Source organism: Streptomyces sparsogenes subsp. cuspidosporus, assembly GCF_039532705.1.
Taxonomy (GTDB): domain Bacteria; phylum Actinomycetota; class Actinomycetes; order Streptomycetales; family Streptomycetaceae; genus Streptomyces; species Streptomyces sparsogenes.
Window position 1 is genome coordinate 178,626 of sequence record NZ_BAAASD010000014.1, and the last position, 26,051, is coordinate 204,676.

The following is a 26,051-nucleotide window of genomic DNA, read 5'->3' on the forward strand; positions in this document are numbered from 1 at the left end:
TGTTCAGGCATGGACCGCCGCATTTTCGGGCTGGAGAACGAGTACGGCGTCACGTGCACATTCAGGGGACAGCGCCGGTTGTCTCCTGACGAAGTGGCGCGCTACCTCTTCCGCCGTGTCGTCTCCTGGGGCCGCAGCAGCAATGTCTTCCTGCGCAACGGCGCCCGCCTCTATCTCGACGTGGGCTCGCACCCGGAATACGCAACCCCCGAGTGCGACAACGTGACCGAGCTGGTCACCCACGACAAGGCAGGCGAGCGCATTCTCGAAGGTCTGCTCGTGGACGCCGAGCGCCGCCTGCACGAGGAGGGAATCGCGGGCGACGTCTATCTCTTCAAGAACAACACCGACTCGGCGGGGAACTCCTACGGCTGCCACGAGAACTATCTGGTGGCCCGGCACGGCGAGTTCTCCCGTCTCGCCGACATCCTCATCCCCTTCCTGGTGACCCGGCAGCTGCTGTGCGGCGCCGGCAAGGTGCTGCAGACGCCGCGCGGCGCGGTCTACTGCGTCAGCCAGCGCGCCGAGCACATCTGGGAGGGGGTCAGCTCCGCGACGACCCGTTCCCGGCCGATCATCAACACCCGCGACGAGCCGCACGCCGACGCCGAGCGCTACCGCCGGCTGCACGTCATCGTGGGTGACTCCAACATGTCCGAGACGACCATGCTGCTCAAGGTCGGCGCCACCGACCTGGTGCTGCGCATGATCGAGGCGGGCACGGTGATGCGCGACCTGACCCTGGAGAACCCGATCCGGGCCATCCGGGAGGTCAGCCACGACATCACCGGACAGCGCAAGGTGCGCCTGGCCAGCGGGCGCGAGGCCTCGGCGCTGGAAGTCCAGCAGGAGTACTACGAAAAGGCGCTGGACTTCTGCGAGCGCCGCGGAATCCGCACCGGCACGGTCGAGCGCGTGCTCGAACTGTGGGGCCGCACCCTGGACGCCATCCGCACCGAAGAGCTGGACCGGATCGGCACCGAGATCGACTGGGTGATGAAATACAAGCTGATCGAGCGGTATCGCGCCAAGAACAACATCACCATGTCGCATCCGCGGATCGCCCAGATAGACCTCGCCTACCACGACATCCACCGCCGCCGGGGGTTGTACTACCTCCTGGAGAAGCGCGGTCAGGCCGCGCGGGTGTGCAACGACTTGAAGATTTTCGAAGGCAAGTCGGTGCCCCCGCAGACCACCCGTGCCCGGCTGCGCGGCGATTTCATCCGCCGCGCGCAGGAACAGCGCCGCGACTTCACCGTCGACTGGGTGCATCTGAAACTGAATGACCAGGCGCAGCGCACGGTGCTGTGCAAGGACCCGTTCCGCTCGGTGGACGACCGGGTGGAGAAGCTCATCGCCGGGATGTGACCCGGGCGCCCGGACGGCGCATGTCCGGCGCGGGGCCCCGTACGTTTCGCGTGCGGGGCCCCTGGCACGTCGTAGAGTGGCGCGCGTTGCCCCCGCAGGATCTACCCGACGAGGACTTTCGTGCGCCGACGCTCCGTACTTCTTGCCGTGCCCGCCGGTCTGCTGACCGCCGCGGGCTGCGGCAGTGAGAAAGCAGGATCCGACAAGTCGTCCAAGGCCTCGCCTTCGGAGAAGAGCGGCAGCCCGAAGCCCGCCAAGGAGCCGGTGCCGCCCATTACCGGCGGCAAGGAGTTCGGTCAGAAGCCGAAGGTCGCCAAGGGCGGCGGGCAGCCGCGTTCGTCGCTCCAGGTCGAGACGGTCATCAAGGGTGACGGGGCCGAGGTGGCCAAGGGGGATTACCTCCAGGTGCACTATCTCGGCCAGATCTGGAACACCGCCAAGGTCTTCGACAACTCCTACGACCGGGGGAAGCCGGCCCTCTTCCAGATCGGTGTCGGCCAGGTCATTCCGGGCTGGGACAAGGGGCTGGTGGGCAAGCGGGTGGGCAGCCGGGTGGAGCTGGCCGTCCCGCCGTCCGAGGGATACGGCGCCCAGGGTCAGCCCCAGGCCGGGATCAAGGGCACCGACACCCTGGTGTTCGTCGTCGACATCGTGGACACCTTCAACGGCAAGAGTTCGGCCAAGGGCCGCACGGTGGCGCAGACCGACATCGCTCTGCCCAAGGTCGGCACGAACACGGACGGCAAGGCGCCGACCATCGAGGTCCCCGAGAAGTCCGCGCCCAAGAAGCTGGTCTCGGCGTATGTCATCGAGGGCGACGGGCCGAAGGTGAAGGCCACCGACAGCGTGCTGGTCCAGTACAAGGGCGTGCTGTGGGACGGCGGCAAGGAGTTCGACTCCACCTACAAGAAGGGCCAGCTCGCGCAGTTCTCGCTGCAGCAGGTGGTCAAGGGCTGGTCGCAGGGGCTCACCGGCAAGAAGGCCGGCAGCCGGGTGCTGGTCGTCATCCCGCCGGACCTCGGCTACGGGAAGCAGGCCCAGCAGGGCATCCCGGCCAACTCGACCCTGGTCTTCTCGGTCGACATCCTGGCGGTTCTGTAAGACGCGGTTCTGTAAGACTGGGCGGGTTGCCCACCACGCAAGAGGAGCAGTTTTCGTGAGCATCGACAAGCCCGAGGTCGACTTCCCGGGCGGCGAGCCGCCGGCGGACCTGGAGATCAAGGACATCTGGGAGGGCGACGGTCCGGTCGCCAAGGCCGGGGCCACCGTATCCGTCCACTACGTCGGCGTCGCCTTCAGCACCGGCGAGGAGTTCGACGCGAGCTGGAACCGCGGTACTCCGCTGCAGTTCCAGCTCGGCGCCGGTCAGGTCATCTCCGGTTGGGACCAGGGGGTGCAGGGCATGAAGGTCGGCGGTCGCCGCCAGCTGATCATCCCGCCGCACCTGGCCTACGGCGACCGGGGTGCCGGCGGTGGCCGGATCAAGCCGGGGGAGACGCTGATCTTCGTGTGCGACCTGGTCGCCGCCTGACGCCGATCGCCCGGACGGCCGACGGGTGAGCCCTGAGGGCGAGCCCCGAGGCCCGGCCGAAGCGCCCGTCGAGGGCCCCTGCCGTCCGGCAGGGGCCCTCGGCTTTTGTCCCGCGTCCCGGTAGCGGTACGGTCACGGTCGGAAGGTCAAGAAGAAAGGGCGTCGATGGCGATTGCCAAGGCCGAGCGGCTGATGAATCTGGCGCTGTGCCTGCTGGGGACCCGGCGCCCGTTGACCAAGCGTGAGTTGCGGGAGTCCATAGAGGCGTACATCGAGGCGGCGGCCACCGGCTCCGGCGGGGGCGACGAGGCGTTCAACCGGATGTTCGAGCGGGACAAGGACGACCTGCGCGAACTGGGTCTGATCATCGAGACCGTCGAGAGCGTGGACGGCGAGATCGGCTATCTCGCCCGCCGCGACAGCAACCGCCTGCCGCCGATCACCCTGGACGCCGAGGAGGCCGCGGCGCTCGGCCTGGCCGCGAAGGTGTGGCAGCAGGCCCGGCTCGCGGGCGCCGCCAGCGGTGCCCTGCAGAAGCTGCGCGCCGCCGGGATGCCGCTGGCCGAGGACCCGTACGACACCCAGCCGGCCGGCGCCCTGGAGCCGCGGATCCCGGTCCACGAGGCGGCCTTCGAGCCGCTGATGCTCGCCTGCCGCGACCGCCGACCCGTCATGTTCGACTACCGCAAGTCCAACGCCGCGCAGCCCGAGCAGCGCCATGTCGAGCCGTGGACGCTGGAGTGCTGGCGCGGCCACTGGTATCTGGCCGGGTGGGACCGCGAGCGGGCGGCGGAGCGGGTCTTCCGGCTCTCGCGGATCACCGGCAGGGTGCGCCTGCGGGCCGGCGCCTACACCGCCGAGGTGCCCGACCACGTCACCGTGCGCGAGACGGTGGAGCGGTGGTCGGGGGAGACCGCCACCAGTACCGCCCGGATCAGGCTGCGTTCCGGTCACGGCTACCCGCTGCGGGCCAGGGCGCTGCACACCCGCCCGCTGGGCGACGGCTGGGACGAGCTTGAGATCCCGTACGGGCATGGGCTCGACGCCTGGCTGGTGGAGTTCGGCCCGGACGTGGTGGTGCTGGCGCCCGACGAGCTGCGGGCCGATGTCGTGGACCGGCTGCGCGCCGTGGCCAAGGGCTGAGGGGGAGAAGCGACTTCTGATGGCCGGAAACGCCATTGACCAGACCCGCCGGATGCTGTCCCTGGTGACGTATCTGCGTGAGCGCCCGGGCGCCCGCGTCGCCGACGTCGCCCGCGCCTTCGGCATCAGCGAGGACGAGCTGATCTCCGACCTGGATGTGCTGCCGCTGTGCGGCACCAGTTTCCGCGGCGGCGACCTGCTGGACATCGACACCGACGGTGAGCGCATCTGGTGGCACAACCCCGACGATGTCGCGGAGCCGCTGCGGCTGGCCGCCGACGAGGCCACCGCGCTGCTGGTCGCCGCGCGCGCCGTCGCCACCCTCCCGGGGCTGCGCGAGGGCGACCGGGACGCGCTGCTGCGGGCCACCGCCAAGCTGGAGGCCGCCGCGGGTGAGGCGGCCGGGGCCAGCTCCCGGCTGTCGGTCACCTTCGAGGCCGAGGGCGGGGTGTTCGCCGATGTCGACCGGGCCATCGCCGAGCGCCGCCGCCTGTGGCTGCGCTACTACTCGCCCGCGCGGGACGAGCTCACCGAGCGCGAGGTGGACCCGATCCGGCTGTTCGCCGTCGGCCACACCTACATGGAGGCGTGGTGCCGGCTCTCCGAGGCGCGGCGCACCTTCCGGCTGGACCGGGTCGCCGAGATCAAGCTGCTCGACGCGCCCGCCGACCCGCCGCCGATCGAGCTGCGCGACCTGTCGGACCTGTCGGCCGGGCTGGTGCAGACCGGTGCCGAGGACCCGGAGGTGGTGGTCGAGGTCGGCCCCGGCGGGCGCTGGGTCGCCGAGTACTACCCGCACGACAGCGCGGAGGAGCTGCCCGACGGCGGGCTCAGGATCACGCTGCGCACCCCCGATCCCGGCTCGCTGCGCCGGCTGGCGCTGCGGCTGGGCAGGGACGGCAGGATCGTCTCGCCCCGGGGGCTGGCGGACAGCGCGCGGGACGCGGCGCAGCGGGCGCTCGCGGCCTATGGTGAGTGAAGGGACACGCACAGTGACCGCTGGGGGGAATCCCGCCTCGGTGATCTTCAAGGCGGCCTGCCCGGACTGCCGCGGCAGGTTCGAGCTGGCCGCCACCGCCCTGCGGCTGGCGATCGGGGGGAGCGACCGCACCACGTTCTACTCCTTCACCTGCCCGGACTGCGGGTCGGCGGTGCGGAAACCGGCGGGGGAGCGGATCGTGGAGCTGCTCACCGGCGGTGGCGTGAGCACCCTGCGGCTGCACAGCGAGGTCTGAGGTCCCCCGCCGGACCGGTCACGGCACGCCCGGGCCGGTCACGGCGCGCCGGGACCGGACGGCGGGCCCGGTGGTCCCGCCGCCGGGCGGGGTCCGGCCTCCCCGATAGGCTCGGGCCATGCTCTGGCCGATGCTCGCCCTCGCCCTCGCCGTCACCGGAATCGCCGTTCTCGCCGTGCCCGCCGTGCGGGTCTTCGTCGAAGTGCGGAGGCTGGCGCGGCAGGTGGCGGAGAGTTCGCGGCGGATCACCCGGGCCGCGGAGGACCTGGAGCGGGCCACGACCCCGCTGGGCGGGCAGGTAGACGCCCTGCGGCGGGGGCACGGCCATGACGTTCGTCAGGACCGGCTGTCGACCGACGTCAGGGACTGACGCGGGGGGCGGCGGGGTAGGCTGCTTGGCGCAGTTGTCGCGGCGGTGCCGTGATCGCAACAGGGAGTATGCACGGGCATTGCCCGCGGTTTACCCCTGCGGGTTACGATCGCTGCCAGCACTAGCACGCCAGTCCGATCCCACACGGCAGGCATGGAAGTTACGCCGCCCCGGCGAGAAGGTAGTCGCACATGCTCGGCAATCTGAGGCCCACCGAGATCATTCTGATCCTCGTTGTCATTCTGCTGCTCTTCGGCGCCAAGAAGCTCCCGGACATGGCTCGGTCCCTCGGCAAGTCGGCCCGCATCCTCAAGAGCGAGGCCAAGGCCATGAAGAAGGACGACGAGGCGGCGAAGGCCGCCGAGGCCCCCACGGCGCCCGCCGACCCCTCCGCGCAGAGCGCCCCGCGGACCATCCAGGCGGCTCCCGGCGATGTGACCAGCTCGCGCCCGGTCAGCGAGCCGAACCGCACCGCCCAGGGCTGACGGAGCCGACGCAAGCCGAGAGCGCCGCGGCGGCTCGCTGAGCCGACGGCGGCCTTCGCACGAGACGAGGACGTGGGTTGCTCAAGTCTGCCCGCAAACAGCAGAAGGACCCTGAGGGGCGGATGCCCCTGGCGGAGCATCTGCGAGAGCTGCGCAACCGGCTGCTGAAGTCGGTCGTCGCGATCATCGTGGTCACGGTCGTCGCGCTGATCTACTACAAGCAGATCGCGGAGTTCCTCACCGGTCCGGTGATCGACAGCGTCGGCTGCAAGAAGGGCGAGGGCATCGGTGGCGAGCACACCCAGCCCTGTGCGCAGATCACCGCCAACGGCCTGCTGGCCCCCTTCACGATCATGCTGAAGGTGGGCCTGATGACCGGCGTCGTCGTCTCCAGCCCGATCTGGCTCTACCAGCTGTGGGCCTTCCTCGCGCCGGGCCTGCACAGCCACGAGAAGAAGTACGCGCTCGGCTTCGTGGCCGCGGGCGTGCCCCTCTTCCTGGCCGGTGCCTGGCTGGCGTACGCCGTGCTGCCGACCACGGCCGGGGCGCTGGTCGGCCTCACCCCGGAGGACTGGGACAACCTGTTCCCCGCGGACGAGTTCTTCGACATCGTCACGCGCATGGTGATCGTCTTCGGGCTCGCCTTCGAACTCCCGCTGCTGCTGGTGCTGCTCAACTTCGGCGGGGTGATCACCGGTCGGCGGATGCTGGGCTGGTGGCGGGGCATGGTCGTCGGCATCACCGTCTTCGCCGCGATCGCCACCCCCACCGGCGACCCGCTGACCATGTCGCTGCTGGCGGCGCCCATCGTGGTGCTGTACTTCGGCGCCACCGGCATCTGCCTGTTCAACGACCGCCGGCGGCGGCGCGCCAACCCGGACGCCGGGCTCAGCGACGACGAGGCCTCCGACCTCGACCTGACGCCCGCGGCCATCGGCGAGATCGAGCCGCTGTCCCCGTCCCGCGGCGACGACCCGGAGGACCCGGGCCCGACCCGGCGGAACGGCTACGACGACATCACCTGAGCCGGCGGCCCGCCCGGTAGGGTCCGCGAGTGACCTGCGACATCACCGTCATCGTCAACCCCACGGCGGGCCGCGGCCGCGGCGCCCGCGCCGCCCGGCCCGCCGTCCAGGCCCTGCGGCGGGCCGGATTCGCCGTGCGGACGGTGAGAGGCGCCGACGGCGCCGACGCCCTGCGGCGGGCCCGCGAGGCGGTGGCGGGCGGCACCGGAGCGCTGGTGGCCGTCGGGGGTGACGGCATGGTCTCGCTCGCCCTCCAGGCGGTCGCCGGGACCGGCACCCCGCTGGGGGTGATCGCCGTCGGCGGCGGCAACGACTTCGCCCGGGCCACCGGGCTGCCGGTCCACGACCCGGCCGCCGCGGCCCGGGCCGTAGCCGGCTCGCTCAAGGGCGACGGCGGCCGCGAGCTGGACCTGGGCCGGGCGGGCGACATCTGGTTCGGCACCGTCCTCGCCTCCGGCTTCGACTCCCGGGTCAACGAGCGGGGCAACCGGATGCGCCGCCCGAGCGGCCGGCTCCGCTACGACCTCGCCCTGCTCGCCGAGCTCGCGGCCCTGCGGCCGATCCGCTACCGGATGAGGCTCGACGGCGGGCCGGAGCGCGAGTTCGAGGCCACCCTGGTCGCCGTCGGCAACGCCGACTCGTACGGCGGCGGCATGCGGATCTGCGCGGGCGCGGCTCTCGACGACGGGCTCTTCGACATCACGGTCGTCGGCCCGTGCACCCGCACCACGCTGCTGACGGTCTTCCCCCGCGTCTACCGGGGCAGCCACCTCGGCCACCGGGCGGTCACCACCCACCGCGCCGCCTCGGTGTCCCTGGCCGCCGAGGGCCTGACCGCCTACGCGGACGGTGAGCGCCTGGGGCCGCTGCCGCTCACCGCCCGGGCCGTCCCCGGCGCCCTGCGGCTGCTGGGCGCGCCCGGGCCGGACGCGGGCCGCTGAGGAGACCGGCACGCCCGCCCCACCCCGTCCCGATCAGCAGATAAAGATCGGGTGCGTTGTCGGAGGCGGCCGGTAGTCTCGTACGTACGATGACCGACGAGCTATCTCCCGCCGAGCGCTACGCCGCGGCCCGTCTGCGGGCGGCCGAGGAGGCCACCGCGCTGGCCCCCTTCCGCGAGATGTACGACTTCGAGCTGGACCCGTTCCAGATCGAGGCGTGCAAGGCCCTGGAGGCCGGGAAGGGCGTGCTGGTCGCGGCCCCCACCGGTTCGGGCAAGACCATCGTGGGCGAGTTCGCCGTCCACCTGGCGCTCACCCAGGGCCGCAAGTGTTTCTACACCACACCCATCAAGGCGCTGTCCAACCAGAAGTACACCGATCTCGTCAAGCGCTACGGCGCCGACCGGGTCGGCCTGCTCACCGGCGACAACAGCATCAACTCCGAGGCCCCGGTGGTCGTGATGACCACCGAGGTGCTGCGGAACATGCTGTACGCGGGCTCCCAGTCGCTGCTGGGGCTCGGATATGTGGTGATGGACGAAGTCCACTACCTCTCCGACCGGTTCCGCGGCGCCGTCTGGGAAGAGGTCATCATCCACCTCCCCGAGTCGGTGACGCTGGTCTCGCTGTCCGCCACCGTGTCCAACGCGGAGGAGTTCGGCGACTGGCTCGACACCGTCCGCGGTGACACGGAGGTGATCGTCTCCGAGCACCGCCCTGTCCCGCTGTGGCAGCACGTGCTGGCCGGGCGGCGGATGTACGACCTGTTCGAGGAGAAGAGCCCGCAGGGCGACGGCCAGGCCGGCCGCCGCGAGGTCAACCCCGACCTGGTCCGGCTGGCCCGGATGGAGAACTCCCGGCCCAGCTTCGGCCGCGACAAGCGTCGCGGCCGCACCATGCGGGAGGCCGACCGGGAGCGCGAGCGCCGCCAGCGCAGCCGGATCTGGACCCCCGGCAGGCCCGAGGTCATCGAGCGGCTCGACGCCGAGGGGCTGCTGCCCGCGATCACCTTCATCTTCAGCCGCGCCGGCTGCGAGGCCGCCGTACAGCAGTGCCTGTACGCCGGGTTGCGCCTCAACGACGAGGCGGCGCGCGCCCGGGTGCGGTCCCTCGTCGAGGAGCGCACCTCCGGCATCCCCGACGAAGACCTGCATGTGCTCGGCTACTTCGAGTGGCTGGAGGGCCTGGAGCGGGGCATCGCCGCCCACCACGCCGGCATGCTGCCGACCTTCAAGGAGGTGGTGGAGGAGCTGTTCGTCCGCGGGCTGGTCAAGGCCGTCTTCGCCACCGAGACCCTGGCGCTCGGCATCAACATGCCCGCGCGTTCGGTGGTGTTGGAGAAGCTCGTCAAGTGGAACGGGGAGCAGCACGCCGACATCACCCCCGGCGAGTACACCCAGCTCACCGGCCGGGCCGGCCGGCGCGGTATCGACGTCGAGGGCCACGCCGTGGTGCTGTGGCAGCGGGCGATGGACCCGGCCGCCCTCGCGGGCCTGGCCGGCACCCGCACCTATCCGCTGCGCTCCTCCTTCAGGCCCTCGTACAACATGGCGGTCAATCTGGTCGCGCAGTTCGGGCGGCACCGCTCGCGCGAGCTGCTGGAGACCTCCTTCGCGCAGTTCCAGGCCGACAAGGCGGTCGTCGGCATCTCCCGGCAGGTGCAGCGCAACGAGGAGGGGCTGCGCGGCTACCGCGCCTCCATGACCTGCCACCTCGGCGACTTCGACGAATACGCTCGCCTGCGCCGCGAGTTGAAGGACCGCGAGACCGAGCTGGCCCGGCAGGGCGTGGCGCAGCGGCGCGCCGCCGCCGCGGAGGCGCTGGAGAGGCTCCGCCCCGGCGATGTCATCCACGTCCCCACCGGCAAGTACGCGGGGCTGGCGCTGGTGCTCGACCCAGGCCTGCCGGCGGGGCGTACGGGCGGCCATCGCGGCCTGGAGTACCACGACGGCCCGCGGCCGCTCGTGCTCACCGCCGAGCGTCAGGTCAAGCGGCTGGCCGCGATCGACTTCCCGGTGCCGGTGGAGCCGCTGGAGCGGATGCGGATCCCCAAGTCCTTCAATCCGCGCAGTCCGCAGTCCCGCCGGGACCTGGCGTCCGCGCTGCGCAGCAAGGCGGGCCACCACGATGTGCGCCGCCATCGCAAGCAGCGTTCGGCCGCGGCCGACGACACCGAGATCGCCCGGCTGCGGGCCGCCATCCGGGCCCATCCCTGCCACGGCTGCGACGAGCGCGAGGACCACGCCCGCTGGGCGGAGCGCTACCACCGGCTGCTGCGGGACACCCGGCAGTTGGAGCGGCGCATCGAGGGGCGTACGAACACCATCGCGCGCACCTTCGACCGGATCTGCGCGCTGCTGAGCGAGCTCGGCTATCTGCGGGGCGAGGAGGTCACCGACGAGGGCAAGCGGCTCGCCCGGCTCTACGGTGAGCTGGACCTGCTGGCCAGCGAGTGCCTGCGCGACGGGGTGTGGGAGGGGCTGAAGCCCGCGGAGCTCGCGGCGTGCGCCTCGGCGCTGGTCTACGAGGCGCGGGCGGCGGACGACGCGCTGCCGCCCAAGCTGCCGGCGGGTGGGGCCAAGGAGGCGCTGGGCGAGATGGTCCGGATCTGGGGCCGGCTGGACGCCCTGGAGGACGAGCACAGGATCAAGCAGGCGGAGGGGGTCGGGCAGCGCGAGCCCGACCTGGGCTTCGCCTGGGCCGCCTACCGCTGGGCCTCCGGCAGCGGTCTGGACGAGGTGTTGCGCGAGGTGGAGATGCCCGCGGGCGACTTCGTGCGCTGGTGCAAGCAGGTGATCGACGTGCTGGGGCAGATCGCCGCGGCGGCCCCGGAGGGCACGGTGGCGCGCAGCGCCCGCCGCGCGGTCGACGGTCTGCTGCGCGGGGTGGTGGCGTACTCCTCCGTCGGCTGACCCTTCTCGTCCTGCCTCACGGGCCGTGTCCGGCCGGGTCGACTCCCGGTCGGACACGGCCTGTCGTGTTGCTTCCCGTGTTTCTCCCCGGGCCGTAAAGTCGAGGCAAACGCGATACATCGCGGTTGACGCCTCTGGGAAACTCGCGATATGTTCGCTCACGGATATACGGAGGCGAGGTGATGGCGGTGGCGGCGAAGCGGCGCAAGCTGGGCAACCCCCTGGCGCTCGCGGTGATGGCGCTCCTGAGTGAGCGGCCCATGCATCCGTACGAGATCGCGCAGGTGCTCCGGAGACGAGGCAAGGAGCACAGCATCAAGATCAACTACGGCTCGCTCTACACCGTCGTCCAGAACCTGGAGAAGCACGGCTTCGTCGAGGTCGCCGGCGTGCAGCGGCAGGGGCGCCGTCCCGAGCGCACGCTGTACGGACTGACCGCGGACGGCCAGGTGGAGCTGCACGACTGGCTGGTCGAGCTGGTGTCCGTGCCGGCCCGGGAGTACCCCCTGTTCGAGGCCGCGCTCTCGCTGATCCTGGTGCTGCCCGTCGACGAGGCCGACGAGCTGCTCGGGCGGCGGATCGAGGCGCTGGAGGCCCGGGCCCGGGCCGTCGGCGACACGCTGGAGGCCCTCGCGAAGGACCTGCCGAGGATCTTCGTCCTCGAGACCGAATACCAACTCCACATGATCCGCGCCGAGACGGAGTGGATCCGCGCCCTCCGCCAGGACCTCGCGGCGGGCGCCCTCTCCGGCGCCGCCGAATGGCGGGCCCTGAGCGAGACCGGCGAGATACCGGCCGAATGGATGGAGATAGAGGAGAGAACCAACCCGGACACCAGCCCGGGCACCAACTCGGACAGCAGCCCGGACGCCAATCCGGGCGCCAGCCCGGGCATATGAAGAAGGCCCCGGGGCGCGCTGCGCCAACAGCGCGCGCCGGGGCCCTGACCCCGGACCGGACCTGCGGCGATGGCAGGCCAGGCGATCGAGGTGCGGCACACCCAGGATAGCCCGGCTCTCCACCCGCGAACCGGTACGGCGGATTTCGCCCCCGCACGACGGATCACCGTCTGCGACCGACCGAAGTGGAGACACGCCACCATGGCGCCGACAACCGGGGGACGCCCCCCGCACCACCTGCGCGACCGCGCGCTCGCAGTGGAGACACACCAACTGGTCAAGACCTACCCCGGCGGGGTCAGGGCCCTGGACGGCATGGAGCTTGCCGTCGAGTCCGGCACCGTCTTCGGCCTGCTCGGGCCCAACGGGGCCGGGAAGTCCACCACCGTCAAGATCCTCACCACCCTCGCCCGGCCCGACGCGGGCACCGCGGCGGTCGCCGGACACGATGTGCTGCGCCACCCCGGCCGGGTCCGTGCGGCCATCGGCGTCGTGGCCCAGAAGTCCGGCGCCGACCCGGTGGCGACCGGGCGGGAGAACCTGCTGCTGCAGGGCAGGCTGTACGGCCTGAAGGGCGCCGCCTGCGCCCGGCGCGCGGATGAACTGCTGGAGCGCTTCGACCTCGCCGACGCCGGGAACCGCCCGGTCAAGGGCTACTCCGGCGGCATGTCCCGCAGGCTCGACGTCGCCCTCGGCCTCGTCCACCGCCCCGAGGTGCTCTTCCTCGACGAGCCCACGACCGGGCTCGACCCCGAGGCCCGCGCCGCCATGTGGGAGGAGATCGCCAGGCTCGCCGGCGAGGAGGGACTGACGATCCTGCTCACCACCCACTACCTCGAGGAGGCCGACCGCCTCGCCGAGCGCATCGCCATCGTCGACCGCGGCCAGGTCGTGGTCGAGGGCACCCCGGACGAGCTGAAGGGCGAACTGCGCGGCGACGCCGTCCACCTGGAGCTGCGCGAGGCCGCCGCGGACGGCGCGGAGCCGCTGCTGCGCGACGCGCTCACCGCGCTGCCGGGCGTGCACGAGGTGGCCGTCGACGGACGGCGGGTCAGCGCCCGCGCCGATGACGGCGCCGCCGCCGTGCCCGCGCTGCTGGCCGCCCTGGAGCGGGCGGGCGCCGCCGTGGCCACCGCCACCGTGGCCCGCCCCTCCCTCGACGACGTCTATCTGCGCTACGCGGGCCGCAGCTTCACCGAGGCCGACGCCGCGGTCGGCACGCCCGTCCCGGCCGGGGCCGCTGGAGGTGCCCGATGAGCGCGACCCTCACCCAGACCTGGTACATGACACAGCGCCAGCTGATGGTCTACTGGCGTCAGCCCGTCTTCCTGCTGATCAACCTCATCCAGCCGATCATCTGGCTGTTCCTCTTCGGCTCCCTCTTCCGGAAGGTCACCGACCTCGGCGGCTTCGGCACCGGCTCGTACCTGGACTACCTGGTCCCGGGCATCGTGGTGATGAGCGCCCTGTCCTCCAGCATGTGGGCCGGCATGGGCACCCTGGAGGAGATCGAGCGCGGCACCCTCAACCGCTTCCTGACCACGCCCATCTCCCGCGGCGCGCTGATGAACGGCAATGTGGTCTCCCAGGGCATCGGCACCGCCGTGCAGTCCGTCATCATCGTGGCGCTCGGCAAGCTCGGCGGCGCCGACTACCCGGGCGGCCTCACCGGCCTCGCGCTGCTGGTCGTGGCGTCCGTGCTGCTGGGCACGGTCTTCGGCGCGCTCTCCAACGCCCTGGGCATGCTGGTCCGGCAGCGGGAGTCGATCATCGGCATCAACACCTTCCTGCTGCTGCCCCTGACCTTCCTCTCCGAGGCCTTCATGGCGCCCGCCCTGATGCCGGGCTGGATGCGGCACATCGCCGACGTCAACCCGGTCAACTGGGCGCTGGTGGCCGGCCGTTCGGCCATGGCCGACGACCCGGACTGGGGCGATGTGGCGAGCCGGGGCGGAGCCCTGCTGGTGCTCGCGCTGGCCGCGGTCTGGCTGTCGACCCGCACCTTCCGGTCGTACCAGCGGTCGGTCTGACCTCCGGCCCTTCGGCCCCACCCGGCCCTTCGGCCCCACCCGGCCCTTCGGCCCCACATGTACAAGAAGGCGGGCCCGGCGGTGACATCACACCGCCGGGGCCGCCCCGCGCCGTCGTCCGGGCCGTGGATCAGGCCGCCGCGGCCCCCTCGCTCCCCGACTCGCCCGCGGCCCCCGCCGCTCCTTCCTGTTCCGCCTCCACCTGCTGGTTCCACTCCCGCTTCGACGCCTGCCAGCCGTCCTCGTCATGGCCGCGCCGCCAGTAGCCGGAGATCGACAGCCACTCGCGCGGGACCTCACGCTCGATCCGCAGATAGCGGCGGATCTCCTTCACGAACCCCGCCTCGCCGTGGACGAACGCGTGGACCCGGCCGGGCGGGAAGTCCAGCGCCCGGACGGCCGCCACCAGCGACTCGCCGACCCGCCCGGCACCCCGGTGCAGCCAGCTCACCTCCGCCCCCTCCGGCACGCGCAGCTTGAGCTCCTCCTGCGGCCCGGCCACCTCGATCAGGGCGTGCACCGGCGCGCCCGCCGGCCTGTCCGCGAGCCGCTCCAGCGCGGCGGCGATCGCGGGCAGCGCGCTCTCGTCGCCCGCGAGCAGATGCCAGTCGGCCTCCGGGCTCGGGGTGTACGCCCCGCCGGGGCCGAGGAAGAGGATCTCCTCGCCCGGCTCGGCGCGCGCGGCCCACGGCCCGGCCAGCCCCTCGTCCCCGTGGATCACGAAGTCCAAGGCCAGCTCCCGCGCCGCGGGATCCCACGCGCGCACCGTGTAGGTGCGGGTGCGCGGCCACTGGTCGCGCGGGAACTCGGCACGGACCCGCGCCATGTCGAACGGCTCGGGATAGGCGACGCCCTCGACCGGGAAGAGCAGCTTGACGTAGTGGTCGGTCCACTCGCCGGCCGAGAAGCCGTCAAGGCTTCCGCCGCTGAGCACCACCCGCGTCATGTGGGGCGTCAGCCGCTCGGTGCGCGCCACCCGCGCCCGGTTGACCTGCGGCGTCTTGCGGGCCGGACGCTCTGCCACGGCCACCTCCCTGATCCACAAACGAGTTAGGGTGACCTAACCTAACACCTCACTCCTCGAGAGTGGAGAGCAGTCGGCGCAGCGATCCGCCCAGGCCCCACCGCTCCGCCAGCGTCTCCAGCCCCCGCGCGTCCCGCGGCCGGCGCGGCAGCGCCGGGTCGAAGGCGGGCAGCGGGACGTCGGACGCGACCCGCACCACCTTCGCCGCCACCGCCACGTACTCCCGAGCCTCCTCCAGGCGCCTGCGCTGCGCCGGGGTCAGCGCGGAGGCGGGGTCGGCGGCCGCGGCCATGATCCCCGCCAGGTCGCCGTACGAGGCGAGGAGCTTGGCCGCGGTCTTCTCGCCGATCCCGGCCACGCCCGGCAGCCCGTCGCTGGTGTCGCCGCGCAGCAGCGCCAGATCCGCGTACCCCGCGCCGCCCACCCCGTACTTCTCGCGCAGCGCCGCCTCGTCGATCACCTGGAGGGTGCCGACTCCCTTGACCGGGTAGAGCACCCGCGCCGCGCGCCGGTCGTCCACGAGCTGGAACAGATCGCGGTCGCCGGTGACGATGTCGACCGGGCCGGACGCCCGGGCCGCGAGCGTGCCGATCACGTCGTCCGCCTCGTAGCCCTCGGCGCCCACCCGGGCGATCCCCACCGCGTCCAGCACCTCGTCGATCACCGGGACCTGCGGGGAGAGGGTGTCGGGCACCTCCTCCTGGTCCACCCCGCCGGGCGCCGGGGCCTCCTCGGCCACCCGGTGTGCCTTGTACGAGGGGATCAGATCGACCCGCCACTTCGGGCGCCAGTCGAAGTCCATGCAGGCCACCAGCTCGTCGGGGCGGTGGTCCTGGACCAGCCGGGCGATGAAGTCCAGCAGCCCGCGCACGGCGTTCACCGGCGTGCCGTCCGGGGCCCGGACCGATTCCGGCACGCCGAAGTAGGCGCGGAAGTAGAGGGACGAGGTGTCGAGGAGCATCAGGCGTCGGGTCACGCCTCGATGATGCCGCACCCCACCGACAGCCACGCCCCGGAAATGTGACGTGGGTCACCAATTGGTTTGCGCCAAGAGGATCGGGGCAGGCGCGCAGCCGGAGCGGACCCGTTAGGTAAACCAACTATTGCATCGGGCACGCGGTCGGACACCGCCCGCTCCACGACCTGCCGGCGGGGGAGGCAGGTCGTTTTTTGGTGCGACCCGAGAGGTATATGTGTCCAGGCTGCAGGCCGAGCATCTGTACAAGGTGTTCGGCAGACGACCCAATGAGGCGGTGGCGAGGCTCCAGGACGGCGCGGGCCGTGACGAGCTGCGTGCGGACGGTACGACGGCGGCGGTCATCGACGCGTCCTTCGCCGTCGAGGCGGGCCAGATATTCGTCGTCATGGGTCTGTCCGGATCCGGTAAGTCCACCCTGCTGCGCATGCTGAACGGACTGCTGGAGCCGACCGCCGGACGTGTCCTCTTCGACGGCCAGGACCTGACGGCCCTGTCCCCGCGCGAACTGCGCCAGGTGCGCTCCCACAAGATCAGCATGGTCTTCCAGCACTTCGCGCTCTTCCCGCACCGCAGCGTCCTGGAGAACGCCGCCTACGGGCTGGAGGTCCAGGGCGTCGCGCGCGAGGAGCGCGACCGGCGCGCCACCGAGGCGCTGGGCCTGGTCGGCCTCGCGGGCTGGGAGAACTCCTGGCCCGACGAGCTCTCCGGCGGTATGCAGCAGCGCGTGGGCCTGGCCCGCGCCCTGGCCACCGACGCCGACCTGCTGCTGATGGACGAGTCCTTCAGCGCGCTCGACCCGCTGATCCGCCGCGACATGCAGGACCAGCTTCTCGAGCTGCAGAAGCGGCTGAAGAAGACCATCGTCTTCATCACCCACGACCTCAACGAGGCCATGCGCCTGGGCGACAGCATCGCCGTCATGCGCGACGGCCGGATCGTCCAGATCGGCACCGCCGAGGACATCCTGGTCACCCCGGCCAACGACTACGTCGCCTCCTTCACCCAGGACGTCGACCGCAGCCGGGTGCTCACCGCCGGCGCGATCATGGCCGACCCCCAGGAGGCGCTGGGCACCACCACCCCGGACGGCACGGTGCTGCGCACCGAGCGCGACGTCCTGGAGGCCGCCCCCGCGACCGTCACCGCCGACACCCCCATCGTCGAGCTGTTCACGCCCTGCTCGCGCAGCGGCGTCGCGGTCGCCGTGACCGACGAGGAGGACTCGCTGATCGGCGTCGTGCCGCGGGCCCGGCTGCTCGCCGTCCTCGGCGAGCCGGACCCGGGCGCGGACGGCGCCGCCCCCCAGGAGGGGCGGAAGACCGCGGGAGCCGCGGTGGCCAAGACCTCCGGCGCGACCGAGGCCACCGACGCCCCCGACGCCCCCGAGGCTCCGGAGGGGAAGGTGATCGCCGGTGCCTAGGCTCGAGCTCGGAAGCTGGATCCAGTCCGGCGTCGACTTCCTCCGCGACCACTTCGAGTGGCTCTTCGACTTCATCGCCAAGGTCGTCCAGGGCATGTACGACGGCGTCCACGACGTGCTCGCCGCGCCCGACCCCCTGCTCCTCGCGGGCATCCTCGCGGTGCTCGCCTGGTGGCTGCGCGGCCTGGTGCCCGCCGTCCTCGCCTTCGCCGGCTTCGCGCTGATCGACTCGATCCAGCAGTGGGACGAGGCGATGGAGACCCTCTCCCTGGTGCTGGTCGCCGGCGCGATCACGATCGTGCTGGCCGTGCCGCTGGGCATCTGGGCCTCGCGCAACCGCGCGGTGAGCGCCGTGCTCCGCCCGGTGCTGGACTTCATGCAGACGATGCCCGCCTTCGTCTACCTCATCCCCGGCATCTTCTTCTTCGGCGTCGGCGTGGTCCCGGGCGTCATCGCGACCATCGTCTTCTCCATGCCCCCGGGCGTGCGGATGACCGAGCTGGGCATCCGCCAGGTCGACGCGGAGCTCGTCGAGGCGGCCGACGCCTTCGGCACCACCCCGCGCCGCACCCTGCTCCGGGTCCAGCTGCCGCTCGCCCTGCCCACGATCATGGCGGGCGTCAACCAGGCCATCATGCTCGCGCTGTCCATGGTCGTCATCGCGGGCATGGTCGGCGGCGGCGGCCTCGGCTCCTCCGTCTTCGAGGCGATCAGCTCGGTCGACGTGGCCCTCGGCTTCGAGGGCGGCATCGCGGTGGTCATCCTCGCCATGTACCTGGACCGCATGACCGGCGCCCTCAACCAGCGCGTCTCGCCGCTGGGCCGGCGGGCCCTGGCCAAGGAGGCCGCGGGCGCCACGGGCGGCCTGAAGGTGCTGCGCTGGCGTCCCGCGACCTCGGTCGCGATGGTCGGCGTCGTCGTCCTCGCGCTCGTCGCGGGCGGCCTCAACATCTTCGGCGGCGACGACGGCGGCCAGAAGGTCACCGCCGACGTCGGCAAGGGCCGCACGGTCAACCTCGGCTACATCAACTGGGACGAGGGCGTCGCCTCCACCTACCTGTGGAAGGAGATCCTGGAGCAGCGAGGTTTCAAACCGAAGCTGCAGACCTACGATGTCGGCGCGCTGTTCACCGGCATGGCCTCCGGCGACGTGGACATGCAGACCGACGCCTGGCTGCCCGCCACCCACGCCTCCTACTGGAAGCAGTACAAGAACCAGCTCGAGGACCTCGGCACCTGGTACGACAAGACCTCGCTCGAGGTCGCGGTGCCCTCGTACGTCAAGGGCGTGAAGACCCTGGACGACCTCAAGGGCAAGGGCGGCACCTTCAAGGGCAAGATCATCGGCATTGAGCCGGGCGCCGGCGAGATGAAGCTCATGAAGGACAAGGTCCTCCCGGACTACGACCTGAACGGCGAGTACACCCTCGTCAAGGGCTCCACCGCGGGGATGCTCTCCCAGCTGGAGCGCTCCTACGCCAAGAAGGAGCCGGTCGCCGTCACCCTGTGGTCCCCGCACTGGGCGTACAGCAAGTACAAGCTCACCAAGCTCGAGGACCCCAAGGGCGCCTTCGGCAAGGGCGACGGCATCCACGCCATCGCGCGCAAGGGCTTCTCGGCCAAGGAGCCGCAGATCGCCCAGTGGATGAAGGACTTCAAGCTCTCCGAGAAGCAGCTCACCAGCCTCGAGGCGGCGATCCAGGACGCGGGCAAGGGTAAGCAGCAGGACGGCGTGCGCGCCTGGCTGAAGCAGAACCCCGGCCTGGTCGACAAGCTCGCCCCCGCGGGCGACGCGGGCGCCAAGAAGGGCAAGCAGGCCGGGGCCGCGCCGCGGATCGGCTACTTCCCCTGGGACGAGGACGTCGCCACCACCTACCTGTGGAAGAACGTCCTGGAGAAGCGCGGCTACAAGCCGTCGATCAAGCAGTACGACGTGGGCTCCATGTTCACCGGGATGAGCGCCGGGCAGATCGACGTCGAGTTCGACGGATGGCTGCCGAACGCCCAGAAGCAGTACTGGGACCGGTACAAGAAGAACCTCGTCGACATCGGACCCTGGTACGACAAGACCTCCCTCGAGATCGCGGTGCCCTCCTACGTCAAGGACGTGAAGTCCCTGGAGGACCTCAAGGGCAAGGCCGACATGTTCAAGGGCAAGATCATCGGCATTGAGCCGGGCACCGGGGAGATGCAGCTGCTCAACAGCAAGGTCCTCAAGGCGTACGGCCTGGACAAGGAGTACCAGGTCACCAACAACGCCTCCCCGGCCATGCTCGCCCAGCTGCAGCGCTCGTACGCCAAGAAGGAGCCCGTGGCCGTCGTGCTGTGGACCCCGCACTGGGCGTACAACAAGTACGAGCTCACCAAGCTGGCCGACCCGAAGAAGGCGTTCGGGGCCAACAACGAGATCCGCTCGCTGGGCCACAAGTCCTTCCCGGACAAGTTCCCCGAGTTCCACGGGTGGCTGAAGAACTGGCACATGAGCGAGCAGGAGCTCGCGAGCCTGGAGCAGTCCGTCCAGGAGGCCGGCAAGGGCAACGTCGAGGAGGGCGTCCAGAAATGGATCGACGCCCACCCCGGCATCGTCGACAAGATGGCCCCGGTGAAGTCCTGACGGCCCACCGGAACCCGGCCCCAGCGGCCTTGGCCGGCCGTAGCCAGGCCCGCAGGCGGTCCGCCGCGGTCCGGAGCAAACGCTCCGGGCCGCGGCGGCGGCGTTCACGGGGCGTACGGGAGGCGGGCCGCGGCGGCGGCGTTCACGGGGCGTACGGGAACGGGCCGCCCCCTCCCGCCGTCCGGGGGTGGGTGCCGCCCGTCACGCCGTCCGGGGGTGGGTGCCGCCCGTCACGCCGTACGGGGGTGAGGTGCCGCCCGTCACGCCGTAACGCAAGGGGGAAGGTGCCGCCCTCACGCCGTAGGGGGGTGGGAGGTGCCGCCCTCACGCCGTACCGTTGAGCCATGACCCCCCGCACCCCCGTACGGCGCGTGGTCTCCCTCGTGCCCTCCCTCACCGAGGCCGTGGCCGCCACCGCCCCCGGGCTGCTGGCCGCGGTGACCGACTGGTGCAGCCACCCGCCCGGGCTGACCGCGGAGCGGATCGGTGGCACCAAGAACCCCGACACCGCGCGCATCGCCGCGCTCGCCCCGGACCTCGTCCTCGCCAATGAGGAGGAGAACCGCGCCCCGGACCTCGCCGCGCTGCGGGCCGCCGGCCTCGAGGTCCTGGTCACCGAGGTGCGCGGCCTCCAGCAGGCGTTCCGCGAGCTGGAGCGGGTGCTGGTGGACGGCTGCGGCCTCGCCCGCCCCCGCTGGCTGGACGAGGCCGAGGCGGCCTGGGCCCGGCTGCCGCCGCCCGCCGGCCCCGGACGGCGGGCCGTGGTGCCCGTCTGGCGCCGGCCCTGGATGGTCCTCGGCCGCGACACCTTCGCGGGCGACCTGCTCGCGCGGCTCGGCGTGCACGTGATCCACGCCGAGCACGCCGAGCGCTACCCCCGCGTCCCCCTGCACGAGCTGAACGCCTCGGGCGCCGACCTGGTGGTGCTGCCCGACGAGCCGTACCGCTTCACGGCCGAGGACGGCCCCGAGGCGTTCCCGGACCTGCCCGCCGCGCTCGTCAGCGGGCGCCATCTGACCTGGTACGGCCCCTCGCTGGCCCAGGCCCCCGCCGTCCTCGGCGCGGCGCTGGGGCGGTAGGGCGGCGGGGGCGGGGCGCGGCGGCGCCCGCAGGGAGCGAAGCCGCACGCCGCACCGACGGCCCGCGCCTCCCAGGAGGCCACCGCCTCACCCGTCCGCGTCACGTCACCCGTGGTCGCAGCAGGTGTCCCGCCGCAGCAGCCGCCCCACCTCCAGCCAGTGCTCCGCCGACTTCCCGTGCCGCGCCCGGTCGGGCTCCGGGAAGGCATCGACCAGGTCCCGCTGCTCGTACGGCACCCCGCCGCGCAGCACCGAAACGGTGCGCACCAGGGAGTCGAAGTCCGTGAAGGGATCACCGTCCACGACCGTCAGGTCGGCCAGCTTCCCCACCTCCAGGGTGCCCAGGTCCCGGTCGGCGCCGAACGCCCGCGCGGGCAGCAGCGTCGCGGTGCGCAGCGCCTCGGCCGCCGACAGCCCGTACCGGTGCAGCGCCCGCAGTCCCAGGTGCAGATGCAGCCCCACCGGCACCAGCGGCGCGTCGGTGCCCAGGGCGACCACACCGCCGCCGGCCAGGATCCGCCGGTAGACCCCGATCTCGGTGCGGAGGGTGGCGAGCTGGGCGGCGGTGGGCGGCGTCTGGGCGGACTGCCGCACCAGGGCGGTGTCCCACGGCGGCATGAGCCGGGTCACCCGCTCGTCCTCGGCCAGCGAGGGATCGGCCCCCACCAGCGGCGAGGCCGTGAACGGCGTGGCGATCAGCCGGAAGTCCGTGGCGGTGTAGATCTCCGCCACGTCCTGGAAGGACCGCCCGGTCGCCGTCGTGGCGTGCCCGTACTCCAGGCGCTGCGTGGCCTGCAGATGGGTGGTCAGGTCCTGCCCGAGCTGCACGCCCGGCGAGCACAGATGGCTGCCGGTGCGCACCCCGAGCCGCTCGTGCGCGAAGCGGGCCGCCTCCTCCATGATCCAGCCCGGGGCGCGCACATACGTCTTGACGAAGTCCCAGTCGAGCGCTGCGCCGCGCTCCAGCGAGCGGCGCAGCCCCTCCCGGGTGCGGTGTGCCCGGCCCATGCTGTAGGCGACCCGCGGCCCGTCCAGCAGCTCCCCGGTCGCCAGCAGCCGGGGCCCGGCCAGCGCGCCCGCCGCGATCGCCTCGCGCAGCCGTGCCTGTTCGTACGCGAAGCCGCCGAGGGAGACGGCGGTGGTGATGCCGTAGGCGAGCTGCAGCACGGTCTGCCGGCCGCCGTAGGTGTACTGCCACGGGTGGGTGTGGGCGTCCCAGAGACCCGGTACGACGGTGCGGGCGGAGGCGTCCACGCGGCGCTTGGCCGGCCGCCCGGCGCGGTGCGGTCCGACGGAGAGGATGCGACCGCCGCGCACCACGATGTCGACGTCCTCGCGGACCGTGCCGTCGCCCCCGGTGCCGTCCCAGAACCTGCCGGCGTGGACGACGGTGTCGGCGGGGCTCGGACGCCGGTGGTCGAGCGGGACGCGCACGGTGCGCGCGGCGCCGCTGTCGACGTCCAGCAGCCGCAGCTTGCCCGCCGACAGATACAGGATGGAGCGCGAATCCCCCGACCAGGAGGGGTGGTCGGCGCTCTCCTCGGTCAGCCGGCGCGGCTCGCCGTCGGGGGTGCCGTCGGGCCGTACGGGCAGCAGCCACAGGGCGGATTCGGCGATCACGGCGAGATGGCGGCCGTCGGGGGACCAGACGGGGCCGGAGTCGTAGCGGTCGGAGAGCGAGGTGTGCGGCGCCAGGGCGTACAGCCTGGCCGCGCCGCTGCTCGCGTCCACGACGCGTATGAGGTTGTAGCCCTCGCGGAACCGCTGGTTCAGCCGGTTGCGGTCGCAATAGGCGACAAAGCGACCGTCGGGCGACCAGCTCGGTCTGCCGGGCAGCCCGCCGCCGCCCAGCGGCGCGGCCAGGACGCGCTCGGTGCCCGCGGCCAGGTCGCGCACGACCAGGTTTCCCGACATGTCGATACTGGCGAGACGGTCGCCGCGGGGGGACAGCGCGGGGTGCACTCTCCCCCCGGAGGCGAGCGTGGTCTCCTCCCCGGAGGCCAGGTCCCGGCGGCGCACGGCGAGCAGGCCGTCGCGGTCGTCCGCGTACACCAGGGCACGCCCGTCGGGCGTCCAGGTCGGCGCCAGCAGATAGCGGGTGGGGGCGGCCCGCACGACCCGGCGCGGGGGCCGGCCGCCGGCCACCTCGGCGACCCACAGCGAGTTCAGCGCGGCGAAGGCCACCCGGCGCCCGTCCGGCGACAGCGCGGGCAGGTGCACGCCGCGCACCGGCCGCGCCCCGCCGCCGCTGTCGAAGTCGTACCGCTTGACGCGATAGCGCGGCCGGTCGACCGGCAGGGCCGCCCTGAAGGGGATCTCCTCGCCCCCACTGGGCGCCTCCGGGCGCACCAGCCGGAACCGCCCGTCCACGGTGAGCAGCAGCTCCCCGTCGGCCGTCCAGCGCGGCGGCACCGGCTGCACATCGCCCCCCACGGCGACGGCCGCGCCGTCCACCACCAGCGTGCACGAGGCGTCGGGGGCGGGGGTGGTGCGCAGATAGGCCAGGGACCCACCGGGCGAGCGCGAGGGCGCGAGCACCGAGGCGCCCGCGGCCGTCTCGGTGTGCTCCACCTTCACCGGCCCGCTGCCGTCGGCGCGCACCGAGACGACCGTACGGGCGTCCAGCGCGGCCCCGGCGAGCCGGCCGCGTACGAACAGCACCCGCTCGCCGTCGGGGGACCAGGCCGGGTCGAAGTCCTCCCAGGCGCCGTCCTGCAGCGGCCCGTCCTGCCCCGGCACCCCGGTCAGCCGGGTGAGCTCCCCGGTGGCCACCTCCAGCACCCACAGCCGGTACGGGCCGCCCGTCACCGGGTCGCCCCCACGCTCGGAGGCGAAGGCGATCCGGGTGCCGTCCGGCGACCAGGCCGGGCCCCGGTCGTCCCAGGGGCCGTCCGTACGCTGCCGCAGACCCGACCCGTCCGGGCGTAGCGTCCACAGATGGAAGCCGCCGCCCCGGTACGCGCAGACGGCCAGCCACTTCCCGTCCGGGGAGAAGACGGGCCGGGTGGGCTCCAGGTCGGGCGGGGTGAGCGCGGTCGCGGTGCCGCCCTTGCGGGGGAGGGACCACAGGACGTTCTGGATCTCGGCGACCAGCCGGTCGCCGGCGGGGGAGAGCGTCGCGGCGCCGTTGGTGGCACCGGTGAACGACAAGGTGAGCGAGGCCCGCCGCTCCTGAGCGACGGCCGCCTGCCCAGGCAGCCCAGCCGCCGCCCCCGCCACCGCGGCGGTACCCGCGGCGGCCCGCAGGAACCCGCGGCGGGACAGCGGGGACAGCGTGGACGACGTGGAGCCGTCGGCGAGCGGCTCGGCTATGACGGGCTCGGCTGGGACGGAAGAGTCTGCGGTGTCCAACGGTCCTCCTGGAACACGTGAGTTGTGCGGAGCAGGAGTAGGCAGTGGTGCGTGCAGCGCTTGATCGTTTCACAGGCCACAGGCCCCCGGTCAACACCCTCGACGTGGCCGGGAGCCTCGGGGCTCACCGCACCTGTCTCGACTTGGCCGCGGCTCTCCATGGGAAAGGTTGATCCCCTCCCTCCCTCTCCACCCAGGAGCTGAGACGGCATGCCGACAGACGGCGTCACCCACCGCACCGACCACCTCCCCACCCCCGACGGCGTACGCCTGGCCACCTGCACCTGGCTCCCCGGGACGGACAGCCCGCGCGCGATCGTCCAGATCGCCCACGGCGCCGCGGAACACGCCCAGCGCTACGACCGCTTCGCCCGCCACCTGTGCGCACACGGCTACGCCTCCACGGCCTCCGACCGCCGCCTCCACGGCGCGACCGCCGCCTCCACCGCGCGACCGCCGCGGCCACGGCCTCCGACCGCCGCCTCCACCGGCGGCTACGGTGTCGTGGGCGAGGAGGGCGACAGCCGGCGGGCCACCGTCAAGGACCTGCGAACCGTCGGCGACCGAACCCGCCGCACCATCCCCGGGATCCCCCTCTTCCTGCTGGGCCACAGCATGGGCTCGATGCTCGCCCGCGACTACGCCCAGGAGTACGGCGAGGACCTGGCCGGCCTGATCCTCTCCGGCACCTTCCGCTCACTGCCCGCGACCGAACCCGACCAGACCATCGCCCGCCTCGAAGCCGAGATCGCCGAAGGCGGCCGCACCGCCCTGTCCGGCTTCACCACCCAGCTCTTCGCCCCCTTCAACGACCCCTACGAATCCGGCACCGGCTACGAGTGGCTCTCCCGCGACCCCGCGGAGGTGGCCGCCTACGCCGCGGACGGGCGATGCGGCTTCCCCTTCAGCGCCGGCCTCTCCCGCGACTGGGTCCGCGCCGTCCGCAAGATCAACAACCCCCACCACCAGGCCCGCATCCCCACCCGCCTCCCGGTCCACATCGCCGTCGGCGCCGAAGACCCCCGCAACCAGCGGATGACCCTGGCCTACGAACTCCTCGAGGACTTCCGCTACCCCGGCCCCCACTCCTCCACCGTCACCACACATCAGCAGACAGTAACCAGAACCCCCATCCCCGCCCCGCCGGGGCTCCACCCCCCAAGGTGGCAGCGACCACCCCCTGAAGTGCGGTATTGTTCTCTTGCGCGACCGGCCAGGGCGAAAGCCCGAGCCGGACAAGCACCGGGACGTGGCGCAGTTTGGTAGCGCACTTGACTGGGGGTCAAGGGGTCGCAGGTTCAAATCCTGTCGTCCCGACCAGCGTTTTCGCAGGTCGGAGGCCGTTTTTCCAGAGATGGGAGAGCGGCCTTCTTCGTGTTGTGCGGCGTGGTGGTCGCATGGTGGTCGCATGCACGCCTTGAGGCGTGGAGGCGCTCGGTGAAATGGCGGCCGGGGCGGCGAAGTAGGGCAGCGTGAGGCGCGCCCGGTGTCCGTTCGGGTGGTCGCGGCGTGGTCGCAGCCAGGCGGGCCAGTGTGGATGGCTATCGGCGGTGGGGTCGGCTTGGGTCAGTGCGGTGTCGATGGCGTCTACGGCGTCGTGGGCGGCTTGCTGGGTGAGGTGGCTGTAGAGGTTGGCGGTGGT

Annotated in this window: 21 protein-coding genes, 1 tRNA gene and 1 pseudogene; 19 read left to right on the forward strand and 4 right to left on the reverse strand. The window is 72.3% G+C overall.

Annotated elements, in window-relative coordinates:
* Positions 1–9 precede the first annotated feature (9 nt).
* From pafA to ABFY07_RS19175, 14 genes are all read left to right on the forward strand, one after another.
* Complete coding sequence (pafA, locus tag ABFY07_RS19110; protein ID WP_065968324.1) at positions 10–1,371, forward strand: Pup--protein ligase; 1,362 nt, start codon at positions 10–12, stop codon at positions 1,369–1,371.
* Between the two features lie 120 nt (positions 1,372–1,491).
* Positions 1,492–2,472 (forward strand): FKBP-type peptidyl-prolyl cis-trans isomerase, encoded by a 981-nt coding sequence (locus tag ABFY07_RS19115; protein ID WP_346175638.1) that lies wholly within the window; start codon positions 1,492–1,494, stop codon positions 2,470–2,472.
* Positions 2,473–2,527: 55 nt separating this feature from the next.
* Positions 2,528–2,902 carry an FKBP-type peptidyl-prolyl cis-trans isomerase gene (locus ABFY07_RS19120; RefSeq protein ID WP_346175639.1) on the forward strand — a complete coding sequence of 125 codons (375 nt, stop codon included), beginning with the start codon at positions 2,528–2,530 and terminating at the stop codon, positions 2,900–2,902.
* A gap of 165 nt (positions 2,903–3,067) precedes the next feature.
* Complete coding sequence (locus tag ABFY07_RS19125; RefSeq protein WP_346175640.1) at positions 3,068–4,045, forward strand: helix-turn-helix transcriptional regulator; 978 nt, start codon at positions 3,068–3,070, stop codon at positions 4,043–4,045.
* A 19-nt stretch (positions 4,046–4,064) separates the two neighbouring features.
* Positions 4,065–5,024, forward strand: a complete 960-nt coding sequence (locus tag ABFY07_RS19130) for a helix-turn-helix transcriptional regulator (protein WP_346175641.1) — start codon at positions 4,065–4,067, stop codon at positions 5,022–5,024.
* A complete protein-coding gene (locus ABFY07_RS19135) occupies positions 5,014–5,280 on the forward strand; it encodes a hypothetical protein (protein WP_065968347.1) in 267 nt (88 codons plus the stop codon). The genes ABFY07_RS19130 and ABFY07_RS19135 overlap by 11 nt, the downstream gene beginning before the upstream one ends.
* A 118-nt stretch (positions 5,281–5,398) precedes the next feature.
* Positions 5,399–5,650 carry a hypothetical protein gene (locus ABFY07_RS19140; RefSeq protein ID WP_346175642.1) on the forward strand — a complete coding sequence of 84 codons (252 nt, stop codon included), beginning with the start codon at positions 5,399–5,401 and terminating at the stop codon, positions 5,648–5,650.
* Between the two features lie 191 nt (positions 5,651–5,841).
* A complete protein-coding gene (tatA, locus tag ABFY07_RS19145; RefSeq protein WP_346175643.1) occupies positions 5,842–6,135 on the forward strand; it encodes a Sec-independent protein translocase subunit TatA in 294 nt (97 codons plus the stop codon).
* Positions 6,136–6,212: 77 nt separating this feature from the next.
* Positions 6,213–7,160: a twin-arginine translocase subunit TatC gene (tatC, locus tag ABFY07_RS19150; RefSeq protein WP_346175644.1), complete on the forward strand. Its 948-nt coding sequence runs from the start codon at positions 6,213–6,215 to the stop codon at positions 7,158–7,160.
* 29 nt (positions 7,161–7,189) lie between these two features.
* Positions 7,190–8,101, forward strand: a complete 912-nt coding sequence (locus ABFY07_RS19155; protein WP_346175645.1) for a diacylglycerol kinase — start codon at positions 7,190–7,192, stop codon at positions 8,099–8,101.
* An 89-nt stretch (positions 8,102–8,190) separates the two neighbouring features.
* Positions 8,191–11,013 carry a DEAD/DEAH box helicase gene (locus ABFY07_RS19160; protein WP_346175646.1) on the forward strand — a complete coding sequence of 941 codons (2,823 nt, stop codon included), beginning with the start codon at positions 8,191–8,193 and terminating at the stop codon, positions 11,011–11,013.
* A gap of 182 nt (positions 11,014–11,195) precedes the next feature.
* Positions 11,196–11,912, forward strand: coding sequence for a PadR family transcriptional regulator (locus tag ABFY07_RS19165; protein ID WP_346175647.1), 717 nt, complete (start codon positions 11,196–11,198; stop codon positions 11,910–11,912).
* Between the two features lie 201 nt (positions 11,913–12,113).
* Positions 12,114–13,169 carry an ATP-binding cassette domain-containing protein gene (locus ABFY07_RS19170; RefSeq protein WP_065968334.1) on the forward strand — a complete coding sequence of 352 codons (1,056 nt, stop codon included), beginning with the start codon at positions 12,114–12,116 and terminating at the stop codon, positions 13,167–13,169.
* Entirely contained in the window at positions 13,166–13,942 is a 777-nt protein-coding gene (locus tag ABFY07_RS19175) for an ABC transporter permease (RefSeq protein ID WP_065968335.1), read from the forward strand. The genes ABFY07_RS19170 and ABFY07_RS19175 overlap by 4 nt, the downstream gene beginning before the upstream one ends.
* Before the next feature lie 130 nt (positions 13,943–14,072).
* Here the strand turns inward: ABFY07_RS19175 and ABFY07_RS19180 are convergent, their stop codons facing one another.
* Together ABFY07_RS19180 and ABFY07_RS19185 are read right to left on the reverse strand one after the other, a co-directional pair.
* A complete protein-coding gene (locus ABFY07_RS19180; protein WP_346175648.1) occupies positions 14,073–14,966 on the reverse strand; it encodes a siderophore-interacting protein in 894 nt (297 codons plus the stop codon).
* A gap of 49 nt (positions 14,967–15,015) precedes the next feature.
* The gene (locus ABFY07_RS19185) at positions 15,016–15,927 is read right to left on the reverse strand and encodes a 5'-3' exonuclease (protein WP_346175661.1); all 912 of its coding nucleotides are present in this window, start codon (positions 15,925–15,927) and stop codon (positions 15,016–15,018) included.
* A 232-nt stretch (positions 15,928–16,159) separates the two neighbouring features.
* Between ABFY07_RS19185 and ABFY07_RS19190 the strand changes: the two genes are divergently transcribed.
* From ABFY07_RS19190 to ABFY07_RS19200, 3 genes are all read left to right on the forward strand, one after another.
* Positions 16,160–17,365 carry a quaternary amine ABC transporter ATP-binding protein gene (locus ABFY07_RS19190; protein WP_346175649.1) on the forward strand — a complete coding sequence of 402 codons (1,206 nt, stop codon included), beginning with the start codon at positions 16,160–16,162 and terminating at the stop codon, positions 17,363–17,365.
* On the forward strand, positions 17,358–19,979 hold the full coding sequence (locus ABFY07_RS19195) for an ABC transporter permease/substrate binding protein (RefSeq protein WP_346175650.1): 2,622 nt from the start codon (positions 17,358–17,360) through the stop codon (positions 19,977–19,979). The genes ABFY07_RS19190 and ABFY07_RS19195 overlap by 8 nt, the downstream gene beginning before the upstream one ends.
* Positions 19,980–20,323: 344 nt before the next feature.
* Positions 20,324–21,058 carry a helical backbone metal receptor gene (locus ABFY07_RS19200; protein ID WP_346175651.1) on the forward strand — a complete coding sequence of 245 codons (735 nt, stop codon included), beginning with the start codon at positions 20,324–20,326 and terminating at the stop codon, positions 21,056–21,058.
* Between the two features lie 105 nt (positions 21,059–21,163).
* Here ABFY07_RS19200 and ABFY07_RS19205 read toward each other — a convergent pair whose 3' ends face one another.
* Positions 21,164–24,409, reverse strand: coding sequence for an amidohydrolase family protein (locus ABFY07_RS19205; RefSeq protein WP_428836956.1), 3,246 nt, complete (start codon positions 24,407–24,409; stop codon positions 21,164–21,166).
* Positions 24,410–24,619: 210 nt separating this feature from the next.
* Here ABFY07_RS19205 and ABFY07_RS19210 point away from each other — a divergent pair, with 210 nt between their 5' ends.
* Both ABFY07_RS19210 and ABFY07_RS19215 read left to right on the forward strand, forming a co-directional pair.
* Positions 24,620–25,675, forward strand: coding sequence for an alpha/beta fold hydrolase (locus ABFY07_RS19210; RefSeq protein ID WP_346175652.1), 1,056 nt, complete (start codon positions 24,620–24,622; stop codon positions 25,673–25,675).
* Positions 25,653–25,729 (forward strand) — tRNA-Pro (locus tag ABFY07_RS19215). Before ABFY07_RS19210 ends, ABFY07_RS19215 begins: the two co-directional genes overlap by 23 nt.
* Here the strand turns inward: ABFY07_RS19215 and ABFY07_RS19220 are convergent.
* A pseudogene (locus ABFY07_RS19220) lies at positions 25,692–26,051 on the reverse strand (hypothetical protein); the annotation flags it as partial. The gene ABFY07_RS19215 and the pseudogene ABFY07_RS19220 overlap by 38 nt on opposite strands.